23 protein-coding genes are annotated in these 23797 nt (G+C 75.1%); 10 read left to right on the forward strand and 13 right to left on the reverse strand.

Translation table 11 applies throughout. The features are described 5' to 3' along the window. Positions 1–197: 197 nt before the first annotated feature. The gene (locus tag ACFVGY_RS07275; protein ID WP_385672382.1) at positions 198–3854 is read left to right on the forward strand and encodes a hypothetical protein; all 3657 of its coding nucleotides are present in this window, start codon (positions 198–200) and stop codon (positions 3852–3854) included. A 22-nt stretch (positions 3855–3876) separates the two neighbouring features. Here ACFVGY_RS07275 and ACFVGY_RS07280 read toward each other — a convergent pair whose 3' ends face one another. From ACFVGY_RS07280 to ACFVGY_RS07295, 4 genes are all read right to left on the reverse strand, one after another. Next, complete coding sequence (locus ACFVGY_RS07280; RefSeq protein ID WP_385672385.1) at positions 3877–5181, reverse strand: MFS transporter; 1305 nt, start codon at positions 5179–5181, stop codon at positions 3877–3879. Then, on the reverse strand, positions 5178–6599 hold the full coding sequence (locus ACFVGY_RS07285; protein WP_385672388.1) for a GH1 family beta-glucosidase: 1422 nt from the start codon (positions 6597–6599) through the stop codon (positions 5178–5180). Before ACFVGY_RS07285 ends, ACFVGY_RS07280 begins: the two co-directional genes overlap by 4 nt. Before the next feature lie 167 nt (positions 6600–6766). Further along, a complete protein-coding gene (locus ACFVGY_RS07290) occupies positions 6767–7582 on the reverse strand; it encodes a class I SAM-dependent methyltransferase (RefSeq protein ID WP_385672390.1) in 816 nt (271 codons plus the stop codon). 124 nt (positions 7583–7706) lie between these two features. After that, on the reverse strand, positions 7707–8348 hold the full coding sequence (locus ACFVGY_RS07295) for a hypothetical protein (RefSeq protein ID WP_385672393.1): 642 nt from the start codon (positions 8346–8348) through the stop codon (positions 7707–7709). Positions 8349–8461: 113 nt separating this feature from the next. Between ACFVGY_RS07295 and ACFVGY_RS07300 the strand changes: the two genes are divergently transcribed. Next, positions 8462–8971: a GNAT family N-acetyltransferase gene (locus tag ACFVGY_RS07300; RefSeq protein ID WP_385672396.1), complete on the forward strand. Its 510-nt coding sequence runs from the start codon at positions 8462–8464 to the stop codon at positions 8969–8971. Positions 8972–9172: 201 nt separating this feature from the next. On the opposite strand, the gene ACFVGY_RS07305 is transcribed toward ACFVGY_RS07300, so the two are convergent. Further along, complete coding sequence (locus ACFVGY_RS07305; RefSeq protein WP_385672399.1) at positions 9173–9382, reverse strand: 4-oxalocrotonate tautomerase family protein; 210 nt, start codon at positions 9380–9382, stop codon at positions 9173–9175. 34 nt (positions 9383–9416) lie between these two features. After that, complete coding sequence (locus ACFVGY_RS07310) at positions 9417–10154, reverse strand: SDR family NAD(P)-dependent oxidoreductase (protein ID WP_385672403.1); 738 nt, start codon at positions 10152–10154, stop codon at positions 9417–9419. A 127-nt stretch (positions 10155–10281) separates the two neighbouring features. On the opposite strand from ACFVGY_RS07310, the gene ACFVGY_RS07315 reads away from it, so the two are divergent. From ACFVGY_RS07315 to ACFVGY_RS07325, 3 genes are all read left to right on the forward strand, one after another. After that, the gene (locus tag ACFVGY_RS07315; protein WP_385672406.1) at positions 10282–11202 is read left to right on the forward strand and encodes a LysR family transcriptional regulator; all 921 of its coding nucleotides are present in this window, start codon (positions 10282–10284) and stop codon (positions 11200–11202) included. 109 nt (positions 11203–11311) lie between these two features. After that, on the forward strand, positions 11312–11836 hold the full coding sequence (locus tag ACFVGY_RS07320) for a MarR family transcriptional regulator (protein WP_385672409.1): 525 nt from the start codon (positions 11312–11314) through the stop codon (positions 11834–11836). A 136-nt stretch (positions 11837–11972) separates the two neighbouring features. Further along, positions 11973–12530 carry a TetR/AcrR family transcriptional regulator gene (locus tag ACFVGY_RS07325; RefSeq protein WP_385672412.1) on the forward strand — a complete coding sequence of 186 codons (558 nt, stop codon included), beginning with the start codon at positions 11973–11975 and terminating at the stop codon, positions 12528–12530. Between the two features lie 113 nt (positions 12531–12643). Here ACFVGY_RS07325 and ACFVGY_RS07330 read toward each other — a convergent pair whose 3' ends face one another. Together ACFVGY_RS07330 and ACFVGY_RS07335 are read right to left on the reverse strand one after the other, a co-directional pair. After that, positions 12644–13891, reverse strand: a complete 1248-nt coding sequence (locus ACFVGY_RS07330) for a winged helix DNA-binding domain-containing protein (protein ID WP_385672415.1) — start codon at positions 13889–13891, stop codon at positions 12644–12646. A gap of 8 nt (positions 13892–13899) precedes the next feature. Beyond that, the gene (locus ACFVGY_RS07335) at positions 13900–14613 is read right to left on the reverse strand and encodes an NADPH-dependent F420 reductase (RefSeq protein WP_385672418.1); all 714 of its coding nucleotides are present in this window, start codon (positions 14611–14613) and stop codon (positions 13900–13902) included. A gap of 91 nt (positions 14614–14704) precedes the next feature. On the opposite strand from ACFVGY_RS07335, the gene ACFVGY_RS07340 reads away from it, so the two are divergent. Further along, positions 14705–15742, forward strand: coding sequence for a helix-turn-helix transcriptional regulator (locus ACFVGY_RS07340; RefSeq protein WP_385672421.1), 1038 nt, complete (start codon positions 14705–14707; stop codon positions 15740–15742). Between the two features lie 212 nt (positions 15743–15954). Next, positions 15955–17928 carry a hypothetical protein gene (locus ACFVGY_RS07345; RefSeq protein ID WP_385672424.1) on the forward strand — a complete coding sequence of 658 codons (1974 nt, stop codon included), beginning with the start codon at positions 15955–15957 and terminating at the stop codon, positions 17926–17928. A gap of 32 nt (positions 17929–17960) precedes the next feature. On the opposite strand, the gene ACFVGY_RS07350 is transcribed toward ACFVGY_RS07345, so the two are convergent. After that, the gene (locus ACFVGY_RS07350; protein WP_385672427.1) at positions 17961–18152 is read right to left on the reverse strand and encodes a DUF6126 family protein; all 192 of its coding nucleotides are present in this window, start codon (positions 18150–18152) and stop codon (positions 17961–17963) included. 175 nt (positions 18153–18327) lie between these two features. On the opposite strand from ACFVGY_RS07350, the gene ACFVGY_RS07355 reads away from it, so the two are divergent. From ACFVGY_RS07355 to ACFVGY_RS07365, 3 genes are read left to right on the forward strand one after another with little or no spacing between them, the layout of a single operon-like run. After that, on the forward strand, positions 18328–18948 hold the full coding sequence (locus ACFVGY_RS07355) for a TetR-like C-terminal domain-containing protein (protein ID WP_385672429.1): 621 nt from the start codon (positions 18328–18330) through the stop codon (positions 18946–18948). Next, complete coding sequence (locus ACFVGY_RS07360) at positions 18945–19964, forward strand: alpha/beta fold hydrolase (protein WP_385672432.1); 1020 nt, start codon at positions 18945–18947, stop codon at positions 19962–19964. Before ACFVGY_RS07355 ends, ACFVGY_RS07360 begins: the two co-directional genes overlap by 4 nt. A 43-nt stretch (positions 19965–20007) precedes the next feature. Next, positions 20008–20703, forward strand: a complete 696-nt coding sequence (locus ACFVGY_RS07365; RefSeq protein WP_385672435.1) for a DUF6882 domain-containing protein — start codon at positions 20008–20010, stop codon at positions 20701–20703. Positions 20704–20778: 75 nt separating this feature from the next. On the opposite strand, the gene ACFVGY_RS07370 is transcribed toward ACFVGY_RS07365, so the two are convergent. From ACFVGY_RS07370 to ACFVGY_RS07385, 4 genes are all read right to left on the reverse strand, one after another. Beyond that, the gene (locus ACFVGY_RS07370; RefSeq protein WP_385672438.1) at positions 20779–21483 is read right to left on the reverse strand and encodes an HAD family acid phosphatase; all 705 of its coding nucleotides are present in this window, start codon (positions 21481–21483) and stop codon (positions 20779–20781) included. A gap of 142 nt (positions 21484–21625) precedes the next feature. After that, positions 21626–22384 (reverse strand): 3-hydroxybutyrate dehydrogenase, encoded by a 759-nt coding sequence (locus tag ACFVGY_RS07375; protein WP_385672440.1) that lies wholly within the window; start codon positions 22382–22384, stop codon positions 21626–21628. Positions 22385–22529: 145 nt separating this feature from the next. Continuing rightward, positions 22530–23222 (reverse strand): beta-glucanase, encoded by a 693-nt coding sequence (locus ACFVGY_RS07380; protein WP_385672443.1) that lies wholly within the window; start codon positions 23220–23222, stop codon positions 22530–22532. 160 nt (positions 23223–23382) lie between these two features. After that, the gene (locus ACFVGY_RS07385) at positions 23383–23787 is read right to left on the reverse strand and encodes a DUF5997 family protein (RefSeq protein WP_385672446.1); all 405 of its coding nucleotides are present in this window, start codon (positions 23785–23787) and stop codon (positions 23383–23385) included. Between the last annotated feature and the right edge of the window lie 10 nt (positions 23788–23797).

Genomic DNA, 23797 nt, shown 5'->3' on the forward strand with positions numbered 1-23797 from the left:
TGGGGTGGTGTATTACTCTCTTCCCCACTAACACTTCTTCTAACCCCTCGACCGCGTCGTGCTGCCTCGCTCCGCTGTGGCCCCCGCGCCCCCGCCCCCCCGCCGGGGCCCACCGCTCACGCGCGGGGGGCGCCCGCTCCGCCTCGGCCGCGGTCGCCCCCGAGGGACTGTCAGCCCCCCTTCCTAGCATGGCGTCCATGAGCACCCCGCACGGAAGTCCGGCCACCCAGGCGCTGCGCACCCTCCTCGCCCTGCCCCGGCAGGCACCCGGCGAGCCGCCCGCGCCCGGCGCCGCCGCCCGCGCGCTGGAGGAAACCCGTCCCGCCCGCACCGCAGCGGCCGCCGTCGCCGCCGCCGGCGGGCCCGAGGGGGACACCGCCCGGCGGCTCGCCGCGCTCGTACGGGACCACCTCGGCGGTTCCGCCGAACGGTGGCTCGGCGTCCACGACGCCCTCGCCGCCCACCGCGGCACCCTCCCCGAACTGCTGGCCGCCGCCCCGCAGCCGGTACCGTCCGCCGCCGCGCCCGGCGGGATACGCCCGCCCGCGCCCCGCAGCGCCCTCGCCACCCTGGCCCTGCTGCTGGAGCACGCCCCGCCCGAGGACGCCGCCGCGGCCCTCGCCGCGCTCCCGGACCGCAGCCTCGACGCGCTGCTCGCCACCGGCGCCCTCCCCGGCCCGGCGGTCACCGCCGCGGTCGTGGAGCACGGCGACGCCCGCACCCGGACCGCGCTCGCCCGCCACACCCGCCTCGACAGCCGGGTACTGGCCCGGCTGCTCGACACCGCGGACCCGGCGGTCGGGGCCGCCGTCTACCGCAACCCGCGCGCCACGCAGTCCCTGCGCCGCACCCTCGCGCAGCGCCTCGACCGGGTGCCCATGGACGAGCGGCTGTACGCCGAACTCAGCGCCCGCGGCGCCGACCTGCCGAGCACCTGGCTCGCGCCGCTGCTCGTCTCCGGCGACCCGCAGCTGACCGCCCGCGCCCTGACCGTCCAGGTCCGCGGCACCGCCCAGCAGTACGCCCTGGCCCGGGTCTGGGAGCGCAGCGGGCAGGACGGGGTGCGCGCCGTCCTCGACGACCCGGACGTCGCGACCTGGCTGACGCGGCCCGTCGCCTCAGCCGTCGCCGACGCCCTCGCCGCGGACGACGGAGCGCGGGAGGGGCTGCGCCGGCTGCGCGAGCACGGCGAACCGTACGAGGACCCGGCACGCCTGCCGGCCCTGCTGACCACCACGCGCGGCACGAACAGCCTGCGGGTCCTGCTGACCGAGCCGTACGCCCAGGACGCCCGGGCCCTGGCCGAGGCGCACGCCGCGTCCCCGTTCATGCCGAAGGCGAGCGAGGAACTCGCCCGCCACGAAGCGGCGGACGACGCCCAGCGGCTGGCGTTCCGGCTGAGCGCCCTCAACGACCCCTGGCAGACGGGCGCGAGACGCGTCGGCAACACCGCCCCGCCCGCGCAACGCCTCGCCGGCGAAGCCCTGGACGACGACGCCGCCCGGTGGGCGGAGGGCATGGCCGCGGCCGGCCTGCTCGACCCGCTCGACCTGGTCCGCACCGGGCACCCCGCCGTGCACGCGCTCGGCGCACTGGCCCGGCTCGCCGAGCGGAAGCTGCTGACGGGCACCGCCGTGTCCGCGCTCGCCGCGCTCGCCGACGACCGGCTCGGCGAACGCCCCGAGGCGTGGGCCGCGTTCGACACCCTCCTGCCCGGGCACCCCGGCACCCTGGCCGAGGTGATCGCCGAGGCAGGGGACGCCCCGACCCCGGAGCACCCCGACGGGGACGAGGAGGGCGACCAGGACGGTGAGGGGGCGAACGGCGGAGCCGGCACCCCGGCCGCAGACCGCTCCGACGCGGCAGCGGCCCCCACGACCCCCACCGACCCCTCGACCCCCTCGGACTCCGTTGCGGCCGCACCGCCCGCGGCCCCGCGTGTTCCCGCCGAGCGGGCCGCCCTCGCCGCCCTCGACCTGCTGCGCACCCTCGCCCCCGGCGACGTCCCGCCACCCGCCGACCCGGGCGTCCTGCGGTTCCTCGCCCACCCCCAGACGGCCGACGTCCCGGCCCTCACCGCCACCCCGCAGTGGCTGATCGACGCCTGCGCACCACACGGCATCCGTCCGCCCCGCGAGCGCCCCTGGCCCACCGCGCCCACCCGCGCGGAGCTGACGGAGGCCCAGACCCTCGCCACGACCTGGGGAAGCGGAGTGCGGTCCCTCGAACTCGCCTACGCCGAGGGGCTGCTGCCGGTCGAGGACATGCTCGCCCGGCTCCCCGCGCGCTTCCTGCTGGACTTCCCCCACGACTGGCGCCCCCTCGGCTTCGCCCACGCGTGGCGGGACGGCACGGCCCACATGCTGCGCGCCGAGCTCGGCACGGATCCCGACGCGTGGCTGCGGCTCGCGGACACGGTGGAGGCCTCGGGCGGCGGCGACCGTTCGGGCGGCGGCGGACCCGGCTGGGTGGAGCTGCTCCGCATCGCCCGGTCCGGGGACACCACGGCCGCCGGGCACCGGCCGCTGGAGCGGAACGGGACCGAGCCCCCGCGTACCCCCGACGAGGCGATCGGGTTCGGCTGCCGCGGCGTCCTCGGGTGGCGCTGGCCGATCGGCACGCTGCTCTGCCTGGCCGACGCCGACGTCGTCGATGCGGTCCTGCCCCGCCTCGGACCGGACGGCCCCTGGAAGCTCGCCTCCTACCTCCAGCGCCACGACCGCACTCCCCGGCCCCTGGTCGAGCGGCTGTCGGCCGGGCGCGATCCGCAGGCCCTCCGGGTCCTCGCCTCCGGGATCCGGCGCCTGTCGCACTGGGTCCCCGGCCTGCTGGCCGGCCTCGGCGACCCTGACGTCGACGTCGCCCTGCTGCGCAACGGCGTGGCGCCGCACCTCGCCCGGCGGATCGTGGGCCGCTCCCGGCCGGGCACCGGGAAACCGGAGGACGGCCTCGGGGCGCGCGTCCTGGACGAGCTGCGCAACGGCCCCAAGACGGGAACCGGAACGTGTACGGGCACGGAGACGGGGCCGGTGGGCGGCATCCGCTGGCTGGCCTCGGCAGAACCCGACCTGATCGAGGAGGTCTTCGCCCGGCACACCGGCCTGAGCCTCGCCCACCAGGTCGTCGGCTGCCTGCACCTGGCCGAGCACGGTGGGCCGGACCGGCTCGCCGCGCTCGTCGCGCGCGGCGTACTGGGCCAGGCGGCGACCACCCTGTGCGTGAAGGCGCTGCGGTCCGGGGACCCGGTCGGCGTGCTGCGCGCCCGTGCGGAGCGCGAACTGGCCCCGGCCAAGCTGATCACGCGGATGCGGCGGCACACCGGGGCCTGGCAGAGCACCAGTGCCGTCTGGCACTCCCCGTACGGCGTGGACTGGCAGGCCCTTGAGGCCGCGCACGAGGCGGAGCCGCTGCCGCAGTGGTCCGCCCTCGTCAACCATCCCGACGCCCCGACCCGGCTGCGGCTCCGACACCCCGGGCTCGTGCACGAACCCGGAGCCGAGGGCCTGCCCGACGGCCCCGAGCTGACCCGGGCGCGCGCCCGCCACGGCCTGGGGTCGCTGTGGTCCTGCGCGCTGACCACCCAGCTCGACGGGCTCCTCGCAGCGGGCCACCTCGGGCCGGGCGCCCTGCTGCACCTGGTCGCCCCGGCGGCACGGGTCCTCGCCTACCTGGGCGGCGCGTCCCGCCGTACGGACGCCCCGGCGGAGGCTGCCGAAGCGCTGGCGGAGCTCGCGGCCCTGGTCGCGGCACGGCTGGGCACCGACGCCGAGGCCTGGGAGCGGGTCGTGGCGCGGCTCACGGGCCGCGACCCGCAGTGGGACCGCACGTCGCCGGTGGCCGCCCTGTTCGCCTGACGGGCCCGGCGGGGGCGAGCCGCTACGCCACCGCCCGGATGCGGCGGACCAGTACCGACCCGGCCAGGGCGAGTGCGCCGGCGAGGGCGTACAGGGCGGTGTAGCCGCCCAGGTGGGTGACCACCGGGGCGGCCAGCACCGGGGCCAGGACCTGCGGCAGGGCGTTGGCGATGTTGATGACGCCGAGGTCCCTGCCGTGGTCCTCGGCCGCCGGCAGCACATCCGTGAGCAGGGCGAAGTCGACCGACGTGTAGACGCCGTAGCCGATGCCGAGGACGAGCGAGGCGACGACCGCCCCGGTCCAGGACTGCCACGCAGCGAGCAGCAGGCTGGCCGCCGAGATGACCAGCCCGGACCGGATGACGTAGGACTTCCGCCGGCCGGAGCGGTCGGACAGGACGCCGCCGACGACCACCGTGGCCAGTACGGTGGCCGCGTTGAGCGCCGTCAGGACCAGCACCCCGTGGTCCGCGTCGCCTTCGTACCGCACGGCGTCGGTCAGGTAGTACAGCAGGTACATCGTGCTGACCGAGTACGACAGGTTCATCAGGAACCGGGTGAGCCAGGCCCACGCGAAGTCGGGATGGCGGCGCGGATCGATCCAGAAGCCGGCCAGGAAGGACCGCCCGCGGACGTCGGGCCGGTCGGCGCGGGACAGGCGGGTGTCGCGCCGCATCAGCACGTACGGGACGGCCGCGAGCAGGGCGAACACCGCGCAGGCGGCGTACCCGGCGGCGATCCCGCCCGCGGCCGTGGCCAGCGCCGTCCCGAGCAGGATGCCGACGACCTGGGAGACGCCGAGCCAGCCGCCGACCAGCCCGCGCTGCCGCGGCGGCACCCGGTCGGGCACGGCCGCGGTCAGCGCGGCGAACGCGGCGTTCAGGCCCAGCTGCACCAGGCACCAACCCGCGGTCACCGCGGCGAGGCTCCCGGCCCCGGCCAGGGCCAGCAGCCCGGCCGCGCCGCCCGCGACCCCGCCGATCACCCAGGGGATCCGCCGGCCGGCCACCGCCGTCGTACGGTCGGACAGGGCTCCGAAGACCGGGTTGGCCACCAGGGACACGGCCGCCCCCACACCCGTCACCACGGCGAGGGCCGAGGCCTTGGCGTCCGGGGCGAGGAGCTCGGCCTGGCGGGCGAGGAGCAGTTGCAGCGGGCCGAACCAGCCCACCCACACACCGACGTTGGCCAGGGACAGCGCCGCCACCCACCGCCCGCCGACGCCGCCGGCCCGGGCCTGCGCTGCACCCCCGCCGGCCCCTGCGCCACCCCCGCCGGCCCCTGCGCCACCTCCGCCGGGCGGGGCGGCCGCCGGGCCCGCGGTCATCTGCTGCTCTTGATCACGTCGCGGTACCAGGCGTAGGAGTCCTTGGGGGTCCGCTGGAGCGTCTCGTAGTCCACGTGGACGAGCCCGAACCGCTGCCGGTACCCCTCCGCCCACTCGAAGTTGTCGAGGATCGACCAGATGAAGTAGCCGCGGACGTCGACGCCCTGCTCCATCGCCCGGTGCAGGGCCCGCAGATGCCCCTCGTGGTACGCGATGCGCCGTGCGTCCGCCACACGTCCGGTGGCGGGGTCGGGCCCGTCGCCGTACGAGCAGCCGTTCTCGGTGATGTAGAGCGGGGGCAACCGGTCGCCGTAGCGCTCGCGCAGGCCCACGAGCAGTTCGCGCAGCCCGTCGGGGACCACCGGCCAGCCGAAGTCGGTCTGCTCGTACCCCTCGATCTGCCGGATCCCGAAGGGGAGGTCCGCGGGGATGCCCATCCCGCCGAAGGCGGTGGCGGCGCCGCCCGGCTCGGGCGCGCCCACGAGCATCGGGTTGTAGTAGTTGACGCCGTACCAGTCCAGCGGGGCCGAGATGGCCCGGAGGTCCTCCGCGACCGGCCCCGGCAGCAGCGCGGCCAGCCCCTCGTCCGGATAGGCGCCGGTCAGGATCGGGTCGGCGAAGAGGCGGTTCGTGAGCACGTCGTACAGTCCGGCGGCCGCCCGGTCGGCGTCGCTGTCGCCCGCGGTCCACACGGGGCTGTGCGAGGCGGCCACCCCGATCCGGCGGGCCCCGGCGGCCCGCAGGGCATGGACGCCCAGGCCGTGCGCCAGCAGCTGGTGGTGGGCCGCGGGCAGGGCGTCGAAGACGAGCTGCCGGCCCGGGGCGTGCTCCCCGAGGCCGTATCCGAGGAGCGTGACCTCGGCGGGCTCGTTGATGGTGATCCACATGGGGACGCGGTCCGCGAGGCGCTCCGCGACCACCGAGGCGTACGCGGCGAACCGCTCGGCGGTGTCCCGTTCGAGCCAGCCGCCGCGCTCCTCCAGGGCGAGCGGGGTGTCCCAGTGGAAGAGGGTGGGCACCGGGGCGATGCCGCGGGCGCAGAGCTCGTCGACGAGCCGGTCGTAGAAGTCGAGCCCGCGCGGGTTGACCGGGCCGTGGCCGTCCGGCAGGACCCGCGACCAGGAGACCGAGAACCGGTAGGCACCGATGCCGAGGCCGGCCATCAGGGCCACGTCCTCGCGGTAGCGGCGGTAGTGGTCGGTGCTGGTGTCGGCGTGCGAGCCGTCCTTGATCCTTCCCGGTTCCCGGGTGAAGGCGTCCCAGGAGGACGGTCCCCGGCCGTCGGCCGATACGGATCCCTCGATCTGGAAGGCGGAGGCGGACACCCCCCACAGGAAGTCCCCGGGGAAGGCGGGAAAGGCCGGGGAAGCCGGGGCGGCGGGGGTGCCGGGCAGGTGTGCGGGGACGGGCGCGGTCATGCGGGCTCACTTCGGTCGCCGGGGTGCAGGTGCAGGTGCAGGTGCAGGTGCGGGTGCAAGTGCGGTGCGTGCCGTGCAGTACTGGCCGTGCGGTGTGGGCGGTTGCGCTGTGTCCCCCGCACTGTTGGGCCCCGGAGGCCGCCGTGTCAATGGAAAGTGAACAATCCTCAGCTTTTTGCGTCGGCGCGGGTCACCACGAGCGGCGGCCGGGACCGCTCGGCCGCCCAGTCGTGCGCCCGCACCAGGGCCGGGTCGGCGAGGCCGAGCGCCTCGTCCACGGTCGGCCGCTCCTGCACCAGGTCCCCGAAGTCGCAGCGCTCCAGCAGGGCGGGCAGCACGGCCACGGGCCAGGCGTGGTTGCGCACCTCCTGCCAGGACCCGTCGGTGCGCCGCAGTCGTACCGCCAGCTCCTCGCCCGGACGGTACGGGGCCGCGGGCGCCCTCAGGCCGCCGATGATCCGCACGGACGCGTAGTCCCGGCCAGTGCAGTCGGGGTCGGTGCTCAGCAGCACCAGCGGGGCTCCGGGCCGCAGCAGCCGGCGGATCTCGGTGAACACCGCCAGCACCGCCTCCTCGGTGGGCAGCGAGGCCAGGACGTGATTGCACATCACCGCGTCCGCGCACTCGTCCGGGAGGCCGGTCACCCGGCCGTCCTCGACCAGGTGGAACTCCGCCACCGCCCCCGCCCCGCTCCGGGCCAGCGCCAGCATCTCGGGGGAGGTGTCCACGCCCACCACCCGCGCCCCCAGCTGCCGCGCCGCCCGGTCGGCGACCCGGCCGGGACCGCAGCCGTAGTCCACGAGCACCGAGCCCGGCCCGACCCGGCGGGACAGCGCCCGGAACACGAAGGGATAGCCGAGCATCCAGTCCGTGGCCGCCTCCACCGCCGCGAAGGCCTCGGCCCCGGCGGCCCCGGACCAGGTGCCGCCTTCGGCCGCCGGCGCGGGGCGGCTCCGTCCCTCTGATTCCGCTTCCTTGCTCACAGCACCCCACTATCGGCCTGCGGGCCCCGCCCGGGGCGGCGGCACGCCCGTCCGCTTCCCACGCCACCGCAAGCCATGAAGCACGTCCCTGCTGACGCATGGGCGCGGGCCCCGGCTGCGGGCGTTACCGTGTGCCGGTGCGGGCGTCGAGTCCGGCGAGGTCCAGCGCCCGGTGCACGGCCGGCAGGTCCAGGTCGGCGCCGGCCGGGGTCCGGCCCGCCAGCTCCTCCAGGGCCCGGGGTTCGAGGCGGTACTCCTCGGCTGCCGCGACCAGCTCCGCCGCGTCGGAGGCAGCCAGTTCCAGCTCCCTGAGGAACTCCTCGCGCACCGCGAAGCGGCTGATCCCGCAGTCGAGCCCGTCGTCCTCCAGGGTCTCGGGGTACGGGGCGCGGGCCCAGGCCCCGTTCTCGTACCAGTAGACGCAGCCCAGCTGCCAGCCGTCGAGCAGGTCACGCAGCGTCTCGCGGGGGAGCCAGTCCGGGCCACCGGCCAGCATGTCTACGGGCGGCTCGTGCCACTTGACCTCGCTGGACTCGTCCTCGCCGTAGAGCACGTAGCGGCCGCTGCCCAGCGCCTTCAGGGCCCACCAGGTGCAGCCGCAGTCGTCGAGGTGCAGCCCGGAGCCGTCGATCCAGGTGCCGATGCGGCGGACTCCGCGGTCCTCGTCCTCGGTCCTGGCCCTCAGGACGGCGGCCAGCGCCCACCGCGCCCACAGGATTTCCGCCGGGGGCAGGTCCCCCGGCCGTCCCGGCCGGTGCATCGTCATGGTGTCCTCGCTGTTCGTGGCGGTGGCGGTGGCGGCTGGCTCACACGATCGTAGACAGCGGGTACGACAACGCGACGACTCCCCGGGCGGCGGCCGTTCGTATGCTGATCCGCATGATCCGACTGGAGCGCCTCCGGGCCGATCACGCCGACGCCCTGCTGGCCTTCGAGCGGCAGAACCGGGCGTACTTCGCGCGGTTCGTCCCGGACCGCGGGGCCGCGTACTTCGCGGACTTCGCCGCCCGGCACCGGGCGCTGCTGGCCGAACAGGACACGGGAGTGTGCCACTTCCACGTGGTGCTGGTCGGGGGCGGGGCCGAGGGCGGGCACGACGAAGTGTGCGGGCGGGTCAACCTCGTGGACGCCGCCGCGGGGAGCGCCGAGCTCGGCTACCGGATCGGCGAGCGCGCCGCGGGACGGGGCCTGGCGACGGCGGCGGTCGCAGAGGTCTGCCGACTGGCCGCCGGCCCGTACGGCCTGTCCGTGCTCACCGCCGTGGCCGCCGTCGACAACCCCGCCTCCCGGGCCGTCCTCACCCGCAACGGCTTCACCGAGACCGGCCGCACCACGGTCGACGCCCGCCCCGCCGTCACCTACGCCCGCCAGCTCGTACCGGGGCCGTGACCGGACCCGTCCGTGCCCGGACCCCAGGGCCGACGTGCCGACCACGCCCTACCGCCCGGCGGGAAGGGCGTGACGGCCGCCACCGCGAACCCCGTAGCCCGTCCGCCCCCTGCCTCGGGCCGGCCTGCCGCGAGGGGATCTCGCCACGCCACCGCGCCTTCCTGCGGGGCGGGGCGGCACGGCGGCGGGCGGTGCCCGGGGTCAGCTGGCTGTGGGCCGGCGGCGGCTCTCCAGGGTGGAGAGGCCGCCGACGCCCCAGTCCTCCAGGGCCACTTCGTCGATGAGGACGAACGTGGTCGCCGGGTTCTTGTCGAGCACCCTGACCAGCAGGTCGGTGATTCCGGCGATGAGTTCGGCCTTCTGTTCGGGGGTGGCGCCCTCGCGGGTGATCTTCACGTTCACGTACGGCATTGCTCGGTCCTCCGTCTCGAAAGGGTGGTGCGCGCTACCGGGCGCGGCCGGTGACGTGCCCGCCGTCCACCCGCAGGGCGTGGCCCGTCACGAACTCCGCACCCGCCAGGTACAGCACGGCCTCGGCGATCTCCGACACCTCGCCGACCCGGTTCAGCAGGGCGAGCCCGCCGAAGGCGTCCACGTCCACCGCCGCGTGCAGCGGGCTGCGGACCACGCCGGGCGAAACCAGGTTGACCCGGATCCCGTCCGCCGCGAGCTCCGCGGCAAGGCTGGTGGTCAGCGCGTGCACACCGCCCTTGCTCACCACCGGCGCGGACGCCGGGAAGCCCGCCACGGCGTGATCGACCAGGACGGTGCCGATGTTGACGATCGAGCCGCCGCGCCCCTGCTCCCGCATCCGGCGCACCACCGCCTGCGTGGTCAGGTAGGTCCCCTTGAGGTTGCCGGCCAGGTAGCCGTCCAGTTCCTCCTCGGTGACCTCGGTGAAGGGCTTCGGCGCGAAGGTGCCGGCATTGTTGACGAGGACGTCGACCCCGCCGAACCGTTCGACCGCGGCCCGGACCAGCGCCTCGCCGGTGGCGGCGCTGCCGATGTCCCCGGCGACCCGGGCGACCCGGTCGGGGTGGCCGAGCCCGGCGGCCGCCTTCGCCAGCCGGTCGGCGTCCCGGCCGCCCAGGACCACGCGGGAGCCCTGTGCGAGGAAGGCCCGGGCGATGTCCAGGCCGATGCCGCCGGACGAGCCGGTGACCACCGCGGTGACACGTGGCATGAGCAACTCTCCTTGCTTCGTTGGTGGTTGAGACGGCCAACCTGCTGGCCGCCGCTCGGACACGAAGCTACGGGCACGCCGCCCATCACACCACGACGAAGATCGAAGCCTGCCATAATCCACGCTTATGAAGCTGGATGTGGACCTGCGTGACCTGGAACTGCTGTCCGCCACCGCTGACGAGGGCACCCTCACGGCCGCCGCCGCACGCCTCTTCGTGAGCCAGCCCGCCCTGAGCCAGCGGCTGACCCGCCTCGAAGACCGGCTGGGCATGCAGCTCTTCGACCGCCGGGGCCGCCGGCTCGTCCCGAACGCGGCCGGCCGGCGGCTGCTGGTGGCGGCCCGTCACGTACTGGGCGAGCTGGAGTCGGCCGGCCGCGACCTGCACGAGATGCGGGACGGCCGGGACCGGTACGTCCGGTTCACCGCGCAGTGCAGCACCGCCTACCAGTGGCTGCCGCCGGTGCTCCGCGCGTTCCGCGAGCGGCACCCGGACGCCGAAGTCCGGATCGAGCAGGTCCCCGGCGACGCCCCCGTCCCGGCGCTGCTGGCGGACCGGGTGGACGTCGCCCTTATCACCAAGCCGGATCCGGAGGCGGACCGCGTCGGCCTGACCCGCCTGTTCGACGACGAGATGGTGGCCGTCGTCCCCGCCGGGCATCCGTGGGCCGCGCGGCCCCACGTCGCGGCGGCCGACTTCGCGGACGCCCACCTCCTCCTCTACGAGGTGTACGACCAGAACCGCATCCCCTCGACCCCGCTGCCCCTTCCGCACGGTGCCCGCCCCGCGCGGCTCAGCACCGTGCCGGTGATGACCGACCTGCTGGCCGAGCTGGTGGCCGGCGGCCAGGGCGTCACCGTGCTCCCCCGTTGGGCGGCCGCCCCGTACACCGCCTCCCGCGGCCTCGTCCTCGTCCCCCTCGGCCCCGAGCCCCTGACGCGCACCTGGTACGTCGCCACCCGCCGCGGCCCGCAGCCGCCCCACCTGTCCGCCTTCGTGGCGGAGCTGACCGCTGCCCTCACCGGCTACGGGGCGGTGGGTGCCTGAGCGGACGCAACGAGAACGCTTGACCTCGACTTTCCTTCAGGTTCTACGGTCCTCTCGTCGGCGGTCAACAAGGGTCCGCCGGACGACCGCTCGCGAGGGGGAACCAGCCATGACGATACAGACACACGCGACACAGACACACGCGACACAGACACACGCGACGCAGACGGCACCGCAGAACCTGTCCGACGCCGAACTCGCCCAGCAACCGGCCGCGTACTGGACCGGGGTCGCCTACGAGGCGCTCATCGCCTTCACCCGGGCCCGGCAGGCCGAACTCGGCTTCACCCAGCCCCAGTACTGGCTGCTGCGCAACCTGTCGAAGCACGACCTCTCCCCCGACGGACGCGGCATGACCCTGCCGGAGCTCCGCCGGGCCATGGCCGCCTACCTCCGGTCCGAGGACGACCTGGAGGCCGAGGCGGAGGTCCTGCTGGGGCAGGGGCGCCTGACCCGCGACGACGACGGGCGGCTGTGGATCACCGAGGCCGGGGAGGAAGCCCGCACTCGGATCAAGGAGCACGCACCGGCGATCCGCGCCCGCATCCACGAGGGCATCGACGACGCCGACTACGTCACCGCGCTGAAGATCCTCCGGCAGATGATCGCCAACACCGGCGGCCCCCTGGGCTGAGGCCCCCGGCCGGCCGCGGATTCCGTGCCGGTTCGTGTTCCGCGGCCTCGGCCGGCGGCCGGGCCGTTGCCGCCGGGCGCCCGGGCGGCGTCTATACGATGGCGCACGCACCACGGAGGCGGGTGAGGGGAGACGGATGGGCGCGACGCGGACGCCGCGCGGCAGGTGGATCGAGGAGGGCCTGCGCGCCCTCGCCGCCGGCGGCCCGGAGGCCGTCCGGATCGAGGTGCTCGCCCAGGGCCTCGGGGTCACCAAGGGCGGCTTCTACGGCTACTTCCGCAACCGGGAAGCGTTGCTGGCCGAGATCCTCGACGCGTGGGAGGAAGAGGTCACCGAGAAGGTGATCGAACGCGTCGAGAGCACGGGCGGGGACGCCAGGGCCAAGCTGGACCAGCTGCTCACCCTCGCCGTGGCCGCCGACGGGCCCGCGACGAGCGCGGCCGCCGACCTGGCGATCCGCGACTGGGCGCGGCGCGACGAGGAGGTCGCCCGCCGGCTGAAACGGGCGGACAACCGGCGCATGGAGTACCTGCGTTCCCTCTTCCGCTCCTTCTGCCCCGACGAAGACGAGGTCGAGCTGCGCTGCCTGATCGCCTTCTCGCTGCGCATCGGCAGCCACTTCATCGCGGCCGACCACGCCGGCCGCAGCCGCGCGGAAGTCATGGGGCTGGCCCGGCGCCGCCTCCTGGAGTAGGCGATCGATTCCAGGGTTCCGGCTGCAGACGAACGGCGGCGAGGAGCCGCCCCCGAGGAACAGCGGCTGCGGGCCCTGGCCGGCCGGCCGTACGGCGGCCCGGCGCAGGCACGTCAGTGCCCGGTCGCGAGGCGGCGTTCGAGGGGGGTGCGGTAGCAGGGGGTGACGCGGGTGCCGTCGAGGAACCCGGCCAGGCGGTCGGTTTCCGTACGGACGGCGGCGCGCGCGGCGGGGCCGGGGTCGGTGAGCAGGTGGTGGACGATGCGGCCGTCCGCGCGCTGGGCCCAGGCGCCGATGATGCGGCCGTCCCACCACACGGTGGGGCCGATGTTGCCGTTGCGGTCGAAGAGGTGCGCGGTGTGGGCCGGGTCGAGGTACCAGTCGCGGTGCCGCCAGCCCATGGCCGTCGGGTCGAGGCCCGGCAGGAGGGCGGCCGTCGGCTCGGCGGCGCGCGGCCCCGGTTCCAGCAGCTGCTCCAGGTCCTCGTGCAGGAGGTAGCCGGTGCCCTCGTCGAGGGCGACGGCCCCGGCGCCGGTGGCGGCGAGGGCCTTGCGGGTGTCGGTGACGGTCCAACCGGTCCACCACTTCAGGTCGTCGAGCGTGACCGGACCGAACGCCTTGAGGTACCGGCGGGCGAGCACGGTCCTCGCCTCGGCCGCGGGCAGCTGCGGCAGCGGCCGGGCCGGCGCCCAGTGGAACTGCGCGGAGGTCCACGACCCGGCGGGCCGGAACCGCCGGATGCGGCCCTCGGCGGCCAGCACCCCGAGGACGGGCGTGCTCGCCCGCTGCCGGGACTCGTACGGCTTGCCGGGGGAGACGACGAGCTGCTCGCGCAGCGCGGGCACGTCGGCGGCCAGCTGGGCGGCGGTCGCCCGGCCGCGCGCCGCGAAGGCCGCCAGGACCTCCTGCTCCACCGCCGCGTAGCGCCGCTCGTCCCAGCCCAGCTCCGTACGGAGCCGGGCGGCGGCCTCGGTGCGGTGGCGGCCGGCGGCAGGGCCCGTGGTCGCGGACCGCACCGCCGGGGCCAGCCCGGCCGGTACGACGAACATGGTGCGGCGCATGCAGCGTATGCGCTCCAGGGCCGGGCCCCCGCTCGCGCACCCGGCCTCGTACAGGGACCGGTCGATGGCGGGGGCGGTGGGGGCGCGCATCCGGGCGGCCGCGGCGAGGAACACGGTCGCCGGGTCGGTGGCGTGCAGGCCGACCAGGGCCTCGGCCACCGCCTCGGCGGTCTCCTCCCGGAGGGAGGGGGCGAGGCGGTGGCGGAGCACCAGGCGGGCACGCCGCGCGGCGGCGGTGATACGGGGCAGGTCAGTCGCGGTCGTGGTCGTGGTCGTGGTCGCGGTCGCGGGAACGGTCATGGCGGGGCTCAGCGGACGATCTTGATGCCGAAGTGGGTGCCGAAGCCCAGGGCGAAGCCGATGGCGCTGTGGAGGTGGGCGTACATCTCCATGCCGCGGGCGGACACCAGCGGCCCCAGATCGAGGACGTCCTCCCAGCCGTAGGCCGTCAGCAGCCGGACGGCGTGCTGCTTGGCGTCGGCGTGCTCGCCGGCGACGAACATGGTGTGCGCGCCGCCACCGACGGACTTCGGGTCGACGACGGTCGCCTGCTCCTGCGTGACGAAGGCCTTCACGACCTTGGTCTGCGGCAGAGCCCGCTGGATCTGCTCGCCGAGGCTGTCGGTGTCGCAGGGCTCCATCTTCGGCATCACGCCCCATGGCGTGGGCCACGGGTGCTCGACGTCCGGCTCGTACACGTACGGGACGGCGTAGTCGATGAGCGTCTTGCCGGCGAGGGCGCCGGAGATCGCCGACAGCGCGGCGACGGCGTTGTGCCCGTCGATTCCGTTGATGACCACCTCGTCGGCGGCGGCCGCGGCCTCCCCGAACGCCAGCAGCGTGACCCCGGGGTGCTCGGCGAGCCAGACCCCGAACGGCGGGTTGCCCATCATGTCGGGCTCGGTACGGGCCAGGGTGGCCTGCGGGTCCCGGGTGCCGACGAAGACCTCGTGGCCGAGCCCGGCGAGCCGCGCGATGTGCGCCCGAGCGCCCCCGCCCGTACCGAGAACTGCAATTTTCATGGGAAACCTCCTGGTTTGTTCGTGCGGACGGATCCACTGTAGGGAGGTTTCAGGACAGAGCGTGTCCTCTGACTCGGGCACGATGGAAGGCATGACGAGCGAGATGACCGCCCGCATGTTGCGGCTGCTGTCCCTGCTGCAGACCCGCCGGGAATGGTCGGGCGCCGACCTGGCCGAGCGCCTGGAGGTGACCGTCCGCACCGTGCGCCGCGACATGGACCGGCTGCGCGAGCTGGGCTACCCGGTGGAAAGCGCCCGCGGGCACGCCGGCGGCTACCGCCTGGCCGCCGGCACCGAGCTGCCACCCCTCCTCCTGGACGACGACGAGGCCGTCGCCATCGCCGTCGCCCTGCGCACCGCCGCCGGCGGCCTGACCGGCATCGAGGAGACCGCGCTGGGGGCCCTGGCCAAACTAGAACGGGTCCTTCCGCGCCGGCTGCGCGGCCAGGCCGCCGCGCTGCAGACCACCCTGGCCGGCATCGTCTGGGAGGACCGCGGGCCGCGCGCGGACCCGGCCCTGCTGGCGCTCCTCGCCACCGCGTGCCGCGACCACGAGATCGTGGCCTTCGACTACACCGCCCGGTACGCGACCGCCTCAGCCCGGTACGCGACCGCCTCCGCCCGGGCCGGGAGCGCCGCCCCCCAGGGCCGCGCCGCCGCGGACGGCAGCGCCGTACGGCGTCGGGTCGAGCCCTGCCACCTGGTCGCCTCCGGCAGTCTCTGGTACCTCCTCGCCCACGACATCGCCCGGGACGATTGGCGCCTCTTCCGCCTCGACCGCATCACCGACGCCACCCCGACCGGCCGACGCACCGCACCCCGCCCCGTTCCCGGCGGCGACCCGGCCGCGTTCGTCGCCGCCCGCCTGTCCGCGGCTCCCACCCGCCACCGGGCCGTCGCCACCGTCCGCGCCCCGGCCGACCACGTCCGCGCCCGCATCCGCGGACTGGGCCCGCGCGTGCGCCCCGTGGACGCCACGACCTGCCGCATCGACGCCTCGGACGACTCCCTGACCCGGATCGCGCAGACCCTGGCCGGCCTCGACGCGGACTACGACCTCGACGCCGACCCCGACGTCCTCGCGCACCTGCGCACCGCGGCCCACCGACTCCTGCGCGCCGCGGGCTGAGCGCGCGCTTCCCGGCCCGCCCTCCTCCTGGCGAACCGTTTCACACCATCGGATGGAAATGCGGTCCGCCCCGGGTGGAAGCGGCCACGGGCTGCCGCTGCCGCAGGTCCGGGGCGTGCACAGTGAGGGGCCCACCTCCGGTGCGGGGTGCGCCGGGTGCCGTTGCGCGCCGGGCGGCCCGCGCACCGGCCGACCAGGAAGGGCCGCACCAGATGCCGTTCGCGACGGGCGTGCTCCCCACCGTGCTCCCCACAGTGTTCTCCGCCCTCCTGCTGCTGGCGCCGGCGGGCGTGCCCCCGGCCTCCGGCCCACCGTCCGCGTCCGCGTCCGTGTCCCCGCCCTTGCGCGCACCCGCCGTGCCGTACGACGGCCAGCCCCTGCACGGGACCGCCCTGTTCAGCGTGAAGGCCGCCAACAACGCGGCGGCGCAGGAGTTCACCGTCTCCGCCACCCGCGTCTCCCGCATCGCCGTCTACCTCGGCAGCACCGCCGCCACCGGCAGGGTGACCGCGCAGATCCGCCGCGACAAGGCCGACGCCGCGTCCGTCGTCGCCTCCCGGACCGTCACCCTGGAGTCCCTGGGCGGGGCCGGCACGGGCTGGCTGGAGTTCCCGATCGGCGCCGACGTCACCCCCGGCACCCCCTACTACCTGCACGTCCAGGCCACCACTGCCGAGAGCAAGAGCATCGCCTGGTACGGCACGACCACCCCCGTCGCCGACTCGCTCACCAGCTGGAACTACGACAGGGCCTACTGGGGCGGCTGGCGCGCCTCCACCTCCTCCCGGCTGGCCTTCCGGGTGAACCCGCCCGACACCGAGCGCTGCGGCGAGACGGAGCCCTGCTACGTGCCCACCTCGGCGCTCGCCGCCCGCACCGCCGGACTGCTGTCCAACGGCACCGCCACCGAGGCCGTACTGCCCTCCTTCGCCGTCGGCGCCGCGTACGTGGACGGCAGCAACGTCCTGACCCTCCCGTCGGGCCGCCGCCGGTACCTGCCCGCCGGAGCCCAGAAGTCCACCGTCGTGCCGGCGGACGATCCCGGTGCCCAGGCGCAGATCGCCGAGAGCCGTGCCTGGCTCGCCGCCGGCCGCGTCCCGGGCGCGACACCGGACCGGCGGGCCGCGGCGCAGCGCGCGCTGCTGTCCATGCGGGCCCTGCTCCAGCCCAACGGGGCATTCGCCGCGGCCTGGGCGCCCCCGTGGGAGTACTCCTGGCCGCGGGACGGGGCCTTCGCGGCGGTCGCGTTCGCCGCCACCGGCCATGACGAGGAGGCCTACCGGATCCTGCGGTACGACGCCGACACCCAGCGCGCCGACGGGACGTGGGAGGCCCGTACCAAGCTGGACGGCAGCGGCCCGCCGGACAGCCGGGCCTGGCAGCTCGACGGCAACGGCTGGGTCCCGTGGGCCACGTGGCAGTGGTACCGGGCGGCGCCGGCCGCGGACCGGGACGAGCGGCTGCGCGTGCTGTACCCGATGGTGCGCAAGGCGTCCGACCACGCCGCTGCGTCCCTCGGCGCCGACGGCCTGCCGCCCGCCTCGCCCGACTACTGGGAACTGGGCACGGACACCCCCAACATCGGCACCGCCGCCCCGCTGCTGGCCGGCCTCAACGCCGCAGCCGACCTCGCCGACCGGCTCGGGCAGGCCCAGGACGCGGACCGCTGGGCCCGCGCCGCCAGGCGGCTGTCCGACGGCATCGCCGTCTCCTTCGCCCCCCTCGGCTACCCGCGCACCGCCGACGGCACGCACGGCCGCGACAGCGCGGCCGCCTTCATGGCACCGCCGATCAACGGGGCCCCCGGCGACGTGCGGGCCGCGCTGGACTCCACCCACGCGGCGCTGCTGCTGCCGAACGGCGGGCTCTCGCCCGGCAACGATCCGGGGTTCAGCTGGGGTTCGTACGCCTGGACCGCCAGCACCAGCTTCTTCGCGCTGGCCTGGGCCCACCTGGGCGAGACCGGGAAAGCGCAGGGGGTACTGGACTGGGTGCTGTCCAAGCGCAACGGTCTGGGCGAACTCCCGGAAACCGTCAACGGGTCCGGACGTCCCTCGTCCGTCGCGCCGCTCGGCTGGACCGGCGCACTGCTGCTGATGACGGAGCTGGCCCTGGAGGGCAGCCCGCAGCCCGCGCCACCGCTACGTCCGGTGGCGGACGGGGCACGACGGGACGGGGCGCGGTAGCGCCTCGCGTCGCCCCGTCGAGGCCTTGCGGGTCACTTCTGGGCGTGCTCGCCGAGGGTGAACAGCAGCCAGACGAAGCCGGCGAAGAGGTGGGTGCCGGCGATGTAGAAGAAGGCGCGCAGCGCGACGCCCTTCCCCTTCCACCGCTCGTAGCCGGCCTCGGCGTCGGCCGAGCCGCCCTCGGCTCCGCGGCCGCCGCCGTGCGCATGCTCCTGCTGCTCCATCACGGCTCCCGGTGTCCGCTTCCCGCGTGGTCGATTCCAGAACCCGGCAAGTCTAGCCGCCGGACGGCACCGGCCCGCAGGCCTTGATCAATATGCGCCTAGTCATGCTAGGGTGGAACCTAGGGGTCCTAGGAAATGCGGGTCGGGGAAACAAGAAAGGGCAGGTGAACGGAGCATGGTCCGTGCCGGAATCACCGTCCTGCGGCTGACGGAAGCAGCCGCAGCCATGGCCGACGAGGCCGGCCTGGAGAACGTCACGGTGTCGGCCCTCGCCCGGCACTTCGGGGTCAAGGACGCCAGCCTGTACTCGCACGTGCGGAACCTGCGGGAGCTGCGCGTGCGGATCGCCCTCCTCGCTTCCGACGAGATGACCGAGCGCATCGCCGCGGCCGTGGCGGGCCGGGCCGGACGGGACGCCCTCGTCGCCTTCGCCGACGCCTACCGCGCCTACGCGCTCGCCCACCCCGGCCGGTACGCGGCCACCCAGATGCAGCTAGCGCCGGAGGAGGTCGGCGACTCCGCCGGCTTCCGGCGCAGCGTTGAGCTGACGTACGGCATGCTGCGCGCCTACGGCCTGAAGGAGCCGGACCTCACCGACGCCGGCCGCCTGCTGCGCAGCGCCTTCCACGGCTACGTCCACCTGGAGCTCGCGGGTGGCTTCGGCCATGCCCGCCCGGTGGGGGAGTCCTGGGCGCGCTCCCTGGAGGCGCTCCACGTTCTGCTGGAGAGCTGGCCGGCGCGGGACGGACGGCAGGGGACGCAGAGGAACGAAGAAGAGGAGCAGGGGAACGCATGACGCACACGCCCACCGCCGCCACGCCCACCGCCGCCACGCTCGCCGTGCCCGGCGCCACCCTCTACTACGAGACGCGCGGGAGCGGACCGCTCCTGCTGTTGATCCCCGGGGGCGCGGGGGACGCCGGCATGTACGACACCCTGGCCGCGGAACTGGCCGACCGGTACACCGTGGTGTCGTACGACCAGCGCTGCATGTCCCGCAGCCGGCTCGACGGTCCCCTCTCCGACCAGCAGGTGTGCGTCTGGAGCGAGGACGCCCGCCACCTGCTCGACCACCTCGCGCCGCGCGACGAGGCGTTCGTCATGGGATGCAGCTCCGGCGCGATCACCGCGCTCGACCTGCTGGCCCGCCACCCCGACCGGGTCCGCCGGCTCGTCGCGCACGAACCGCCGCTGCTGGAGCTGCTGGCGGACCCGGCCCCGCACCGGGCCCTGTTCGCCGAGGTCCGCGAGATATCCCGCACCCGGGGCCCGGGCCCGGCCATGGCCCGCTTCGGCGCAGGACTCGCAGGCAACCGGTCCGGCGACCAGGGGAACCACGGCGACCACGGGGACCACGGCGACCACGGGGACCACGGCGGCGACGGCGGCCGCGGCGGCCACGGGGGCCACGGCGGCCACGGGGACCACGGCGGCGACGGCGGCCGCGGCGGCCACGGGGACCACGGCGGCCACGGGGACCACGGCGGCCACGGGGATCCCACCCGTGAACCGCCCGCCGACCTGCGGGAGATGGCCGACCGGATGTACGCCAATACGCCGGCGTTCCTGGAGCACGTGCTGTGCCCGTTCTCCTCGTCCGCCCCGGACGTGCCCGCCCTGCGCCGCGCCGCCGGCAAGCTCGTCCTGGCGGCCGGCCGGGACTCGCGCGACCTGGAGCCCCTGTACGGCCCGGCCGCCCGGCTCGCGGAGCTGCTGGGCATCGACGCGCCGGCCGAGTTCCCCGGCGGGCACCTGGCCGCGGTCGAGCAGCCCCACGTCTTCGCCGAGCACCTCGCCCCGCTGCTGCGCTGACACCACCGCCGCACCCCGGGCCCGGCCGCGTAGGGTCATGGCCATGATCACTATGAACGAATTCGGCGACGCGTTCCTGCTGGAAGTGGAACGGCACGCGGCGTGGGGCGCGGCCCAGCTCGAAGCCCTGACCGCGTTCCTGCCGGCCGACGACTGGACCGCCGACCTACCGGGCTGCACGTACCGGCAGGGCGGGCTGGAACTGCGGATCGCCGTCCTCGGCACCTACGACATGGAGGACCGGACCTGGATGTGGGGCTGGGCCAACCCCGGACTGCGCGGAACGGAGGTCGTGGCGCTCACCGAGGCGATCGAGCGGTACGGCCGCGACCGCGGGATCGCCGAGTTCACCGAGGGGACCGTCGACCTGTCCGGCTTCGCCGACCCGCGGCGCGCGGCGGAGACGCTGGCGTTCGCCGGAATGGGCGTGGCCGGAGCGCCGGGGTACCTCGGCCTCCAAGCCGGGCCCGCCACGCAGGTCTACTTCCTCCCGGACGACCCGCAGGTCCCCCGGGCCGCCCTCGACCCGGTGGCCCTGCCCCGCCTCCTGCTGACCGGCGCGGGCCTGGTGGGCCGCTCGCCGCGGCACGTCGTGACCGGGTACTTCGACCACCACGGCGTACCCCGGCGGGACGAGGGCCACCGCATCACCGCCGACCTCCCGGGCGGCGACGCCGCCGAGATCGACTTCGACGCCGCCGGCCGCATCGCGTCGGTCCGCATCACGAAGCACTCCTGAGGCGGTGCGGCCGGCCCGGGCGCGCAGCCGGCCCGGGCGCGCGTCCTGCGGGTGCACGCCCGGGCCGGCCGGGGCTCAGGAGAGCTTGCCGTTGTAGTCCGGCAGCTTGAAGGTGCGCTCGGCGTGGCCGCCGACCAGGTCGCTCTGCTTGTTGCCGATGTTGGCGATGATCTTGTAGCCGCGGGCCTCGATCTCGGCGCGCTTGCTCGTCTTGTACGTGCTGACCTCGTCGAACAGGTCGGGCAGGTCCCGCACGTACAGCCCGGACACCGGGTAGCCGACCGACCGGAGGTTGTGCTCCGTGAGGGAGCCGATGATCCCGGGGCGGGCGGTGACGAAGAAGATGGCGACGCCGCGCTCGTTGGCGTACCGGGTCAGGTCGCGGACCTCGGAGATCGCCGGGGTCGGGAACGTCCAGAACCAGTGGAAGTCCGTCTCCAGCGAGGAGTTGTCGATGTCGAGGACGATCGCGGTCTTCTCGCCGGCCGGCGACTGCGCGATGCGCTGCTCGACGTACGGGCGGGCGGTGGCCATCACGGCGGCCACGTCACGCTTCCAGGTGCCGTAGTCGATGCCCAGGATGGCCGCGTTGCCACCCGGCGCGGACGCCGTCGCCGCGGCCGGGGCGGCCGGGGCCGGGGCGGCGGCCGGGGCGGCGGCCGGGGCCGCCTGGGAGGTGCCGGCGGGGGCCAGCAGCAGGACGGCGGTGGCCGCTGCCGTGGCGGTCGCGGTGCCAAGCGTACGGATACGGGTGCGGGTACGGATACGGGTGCTGCGCATGTGGGGGCGCTCCTCGTGGTGGCGGATTTGGCATGTACGCGGCCAGAATCGGCAAGATCACGTGCCATGTCTACTGGTCGGTAGGAAATTTCTTCCGCCCAAGAGGTGAACGCTCGTCTTTCCGAAAACCGCTGGTGATCCGTCAGGTCGCCGTCCAGCCGCCGTCCATGGGGAGGGAGGTGCCCGTGATGTGTCCGGTGTGCGGCCCGCACAGCCAGACGGCGGCCGCCGCCACCTCTTCCGGCTCGATCAGGCGCCTGATGGCGGACCGCGTCAGCAGCACGTCGTGCAGCACGTCGTCAGGACTGATGCCGTGGACGGCGGCCTGCTGCCCGATCTGCGCCTCGACCAGCGGGGTGCGGACGTAGCCCGGGCTGATGCAGTTGCTCGTCACGCCGTACGGGGCGCCCTCGAGCGCGGTGACCTTGCTCAGCCCTTCCAGGCCGTGCTTGGCGGCGACGTAGGCGGACTTGTACGCGCTGGCGCGCAGCCCGTGGACGCTGGATATGTTGACCACCCGGCCCCAGCCGGACCCGTACATGTGCGGTAGCACCCGGCGCAGCAGCAGGAACGGTGCCGTGACCATCACCTGCTGGATCAAGGCGAAGCGTTCCCCCGGGAACTCGGGGATCGGGGCCACGTGCTGCAGCCCGGCGCTGTTGACCAGGACGTCCACGGCGGCGGGCAGTTCCCCGACGGCGGCCGGGTCGGCGAGGTCGACGACGTGTGCCCGCCCGCCGACGAGGGCCGCCACGGCCCTGGCGGACTCCTCGCGGACATCGGCGACCCGGACCTCGGCCCCCGCCTCCGCGAGGGCGACGGCGCAGGCCCGGCCGATGCCGCTGCCGCCGCCCGTCACCAGCGCGACGCGTCCCCGCAGGAAAGGAGATTGGCTCGTCATGCCCGAACAGTAGGAAGGGCCCCGGGCCCGCGCCCATGGCGGCGGACACCACTCTCACCGGGCCGGGTGTGGCGACCTCCGCCATGGGCGGCGAGGCGACCGGGGTCTGTACGAGACCCTTCCCCTCGGCCCCCGCCCGGCGCGGCTAGGAGCGGTAGACGCGGAGGTCCGAGACCTCGTACGACATCTCGTTCACCCCCGGTTCGGGAGCGGGGTGGTAGCGGCCGGCGCACACCGACAGGTTGACGATGATGTACGCGCGCCAGCGCCGGCCGACGCCGCTGCGGTCGGCGTACACGCGGGTGCCGTTGACCCACCAGACGACCGACCGGGTGCCGAACCTCACCTTGAGGTCCACCCACCCGCCCGGCTCCACGGCCGGGTTGCGGTAGTAGTGCGAGCCGCCGCCGCGCACGTGGTTGGACAGTTCCAGCAGGTCCGGGTTGTCGGGGTGGTACTCGAAGACGTCGACCTCCTGGCCTCCGTCCCGCCAAGTCCAGATCGCCGGCCAGGCGCCTATCTCCTCCGGGAGCCGGACGCGCGCCTCCATGACGTCCTCCGCGCGCAGCAGGAAGCCGTCCCGGCTTCCTTCGGTGGTGAGCAGGCCGGCGTCCCACTTGCCGTCCGGACGGCGGGTGGCGCGGAAGGTGCCGCTGCGGCTGTAGGTGGGGTCGGGGGTGAGGTAGTCGAGTTTGTTGTCGCCGGGGTTGATGGGTCCGCCGTTGGGATAGGCCCAGGACCGTCCGGCGACCCACTGGGTCGTCGAGCTGAAATCGGCCGTGAACACGGGTGTGGCCGCGGCGGGGCGGCGGAACCGTGCGAGGAGTTGCGAGATCACACGGAAGGGCTGCCCAGGGCATGGGGGCGCCACGCCGGGGCCCCGTAGCGGAACCGCGTTTGAGCGGGGGATGTGCACCGGTGCGCCGGGCCTGCTCCGGCGCACCCGGTGTCAGGGCGGTGCGAGTGAGGTGCGAGTGCGGTGCCGGGGTGTGCGGTGGTCAGGCCTCGGACTGCTCCCGGCGCGCCGCGCGCTCCGCGTTCCGCTCCTTGATGCGGGCCGCTTCCTTGCGGACGTCGGCCTGGGTGGCGCGCTCCTTCTGGAGCCACTCCGGGTTCTGCTGCTTGATCTCGTCGATCTGCTCGGTCGTGAGGGCCTCGGTGACCCCGCCGCGGGCGAGTCCGGCGATGGAGACGCCGAGCCGGGCCGCGACCACCGGACGCGGGTGCGGGCCGTTGCGTCGCAGCTCCCGCAGCCACTCCGGCGGGTCGGTCTGCAGCGCGTTCAGCTCGCTGCGGGAAACGACACCCTCCTGGAACTCCGCGGGGGTGGCTTCGAGGTACACACCCAGCTTCTTCGCCGCGGTGGCGGGCTTCATGGTCTGGGTGGTCTTGTGCGACGTCATGACGACAAGA

Origin of the sequence: Streptomyces sp. NPDC127106, from assembly GCF_042677605.1 — a bacterium.
In the GTDB taxonomy this organism is placed as follows: Bacteria; Actinomycetota; Actinomycetes; order Streptomycetales; family Streptomycetaceae; genus Streptomyces.

Coding starts and splice junctions, on each gene's coding strand:
- ACFVGY_RS07275 (WP_385672382.1), top strand. CDS start 198: ATGAGCACCCCGCACGGAAGTCCGGCCACCCAGGCGCTGCGCACCCTC.
- ACFVGY_RS07280 (WP_385672385.1), bottom strand. CDS start 5,181: ATGACCGCGGGCCCGGCGGCCGCCCCGCCCGGCGGAGGTGGCGCAGGG.
- ACFVGY_RS07285 (WP_385672388.1), bottom strand. CDS start 6,599: ATGACCGCGCCCGTCCCCGCACACCTGCCCGGCACCCCCGCCGCCCCG.
- ACFVGY_RS07295 (WP_385672393.1), bottom strand. CDS start 8,348: ATGACGATGCACCGGCCGGGACGGCCGGGGGACCTGCCCCCGGCGGAA.
- ACFVGY_RS07300 (WP_385672396.1), top strand. CDS start 8,462: ATGATCCGACTGGAGCGCCTCCGGGCCGATCACGCCGACGCCCTGCTG.
- ACFVGY_RS07305 (WP_385672399.1), bottom strand. CDS start 9,382: ATGCCGTACGTGAACGTGAAGATCACCCGCGAGGGCGCCACCCCCGAA.
- ACFVGY_RS07310 (WP_385672403.1), bottom strand. CDS start 10,154: ATGCCACGTGTCACCGCGGTGGTCACCGGCTCGTCCGGCGGCATCGGC.
- ACFVGY_RS07315 (WP_385672406.1), top strand. CDS start 10,282: ATGAAGCTGGATGTGGACCTGCGTGACCTGGAACTGCTGTCCGCCACC.
- ACFVGY_RS07320 (WP_385672409.1), top strand. CDS start 11,312: ATGACGATACAGACACACGCGACACAGACACACGCGACACAGACACAC.
- ACFVGY_RS07325 (WP_385672412.1), top strand. CDS start 11,973: ATGGGCGCGACGCGGACGCCGCGCGGCAGGTGGATCGAGGAGGGCCTG.
- ACFVGY_RS07330 (WP_385672415.1), bottom strand. CDS start 13,891: ATGACCGTTCCCGCGACCGCGACCACGACCACGACCACGACCGCGACT.
- ACFVGY_RS07335 (WP_385672418.1), bottom strand. CDS start 14,613: ATGAAAATTGCAGTTCTCGGTACGGGCGGGGGCGCTCGGGCGCACATC.
- ACFVGY_RS07340 (WP_385672421.1), top strand. CDS start 14,705: ATGACGAGCGAGATGACCGCCCGCATGTTGCGGCTGCTGTCCCTGCTG.
- ACFVGY_RS07345 (WP_385672424.1), top strand. CDS start 15,955: ATGCCGTTCGCGACGGGCGTGCTCCCCACCGTGCTCCCCACAGTGTTC.
- ACFVGY_RS07350 (WP_385672427.1), bottom strand. CDS start 18,152: ATGGAGCAGCAGGAGCATGCGCACGGCGGCGGCCGCGGAGCCGAGGGC.
- ACFVGY_RS07355 (WP_385672429.1), top strand. CDS start 18,328: ATGGTCCGTGCCGGAATCACCGTCCTGCGGCTGACGGAAGCAGCCGCA.
- ACFVGY_RS07360 (WP_385672432.1), top strand. CDS start 18,945: ATGACGCACACGCCCACCGCCGCCACGCCCACCGCCGCCACGCTCGCC.
- ACFVGY_RS07365 (WP_385672435.1), top strand. CDS start 20,008: ATGATCACTATGAACGAATTCGGCGACGCGTTCCTGCTGGAAGTGGAA.
- ACFVGY_RS07370 (WP_385672438.1), bottom strand. CDS start 21,483: ATGCGCAGCACCCGTATCCGTACCCGCACCCGTATCCGTACGCTTGGC.
- ACFVGY_RS07375 (WP_385672440.1), bottom strand. CDS start 22,384: ATGACGAGCCAATCTCCTTTCCTGCGGGGACGCGTCGCGCTGGTGACG.
- ACFVGY_RS07385 (WP_385672446.1), bottom strand. CDS start 23,787: ATGACGTCGCACAAGACCACCCAGACCATGAAGCCCGCCACCGCGGCG.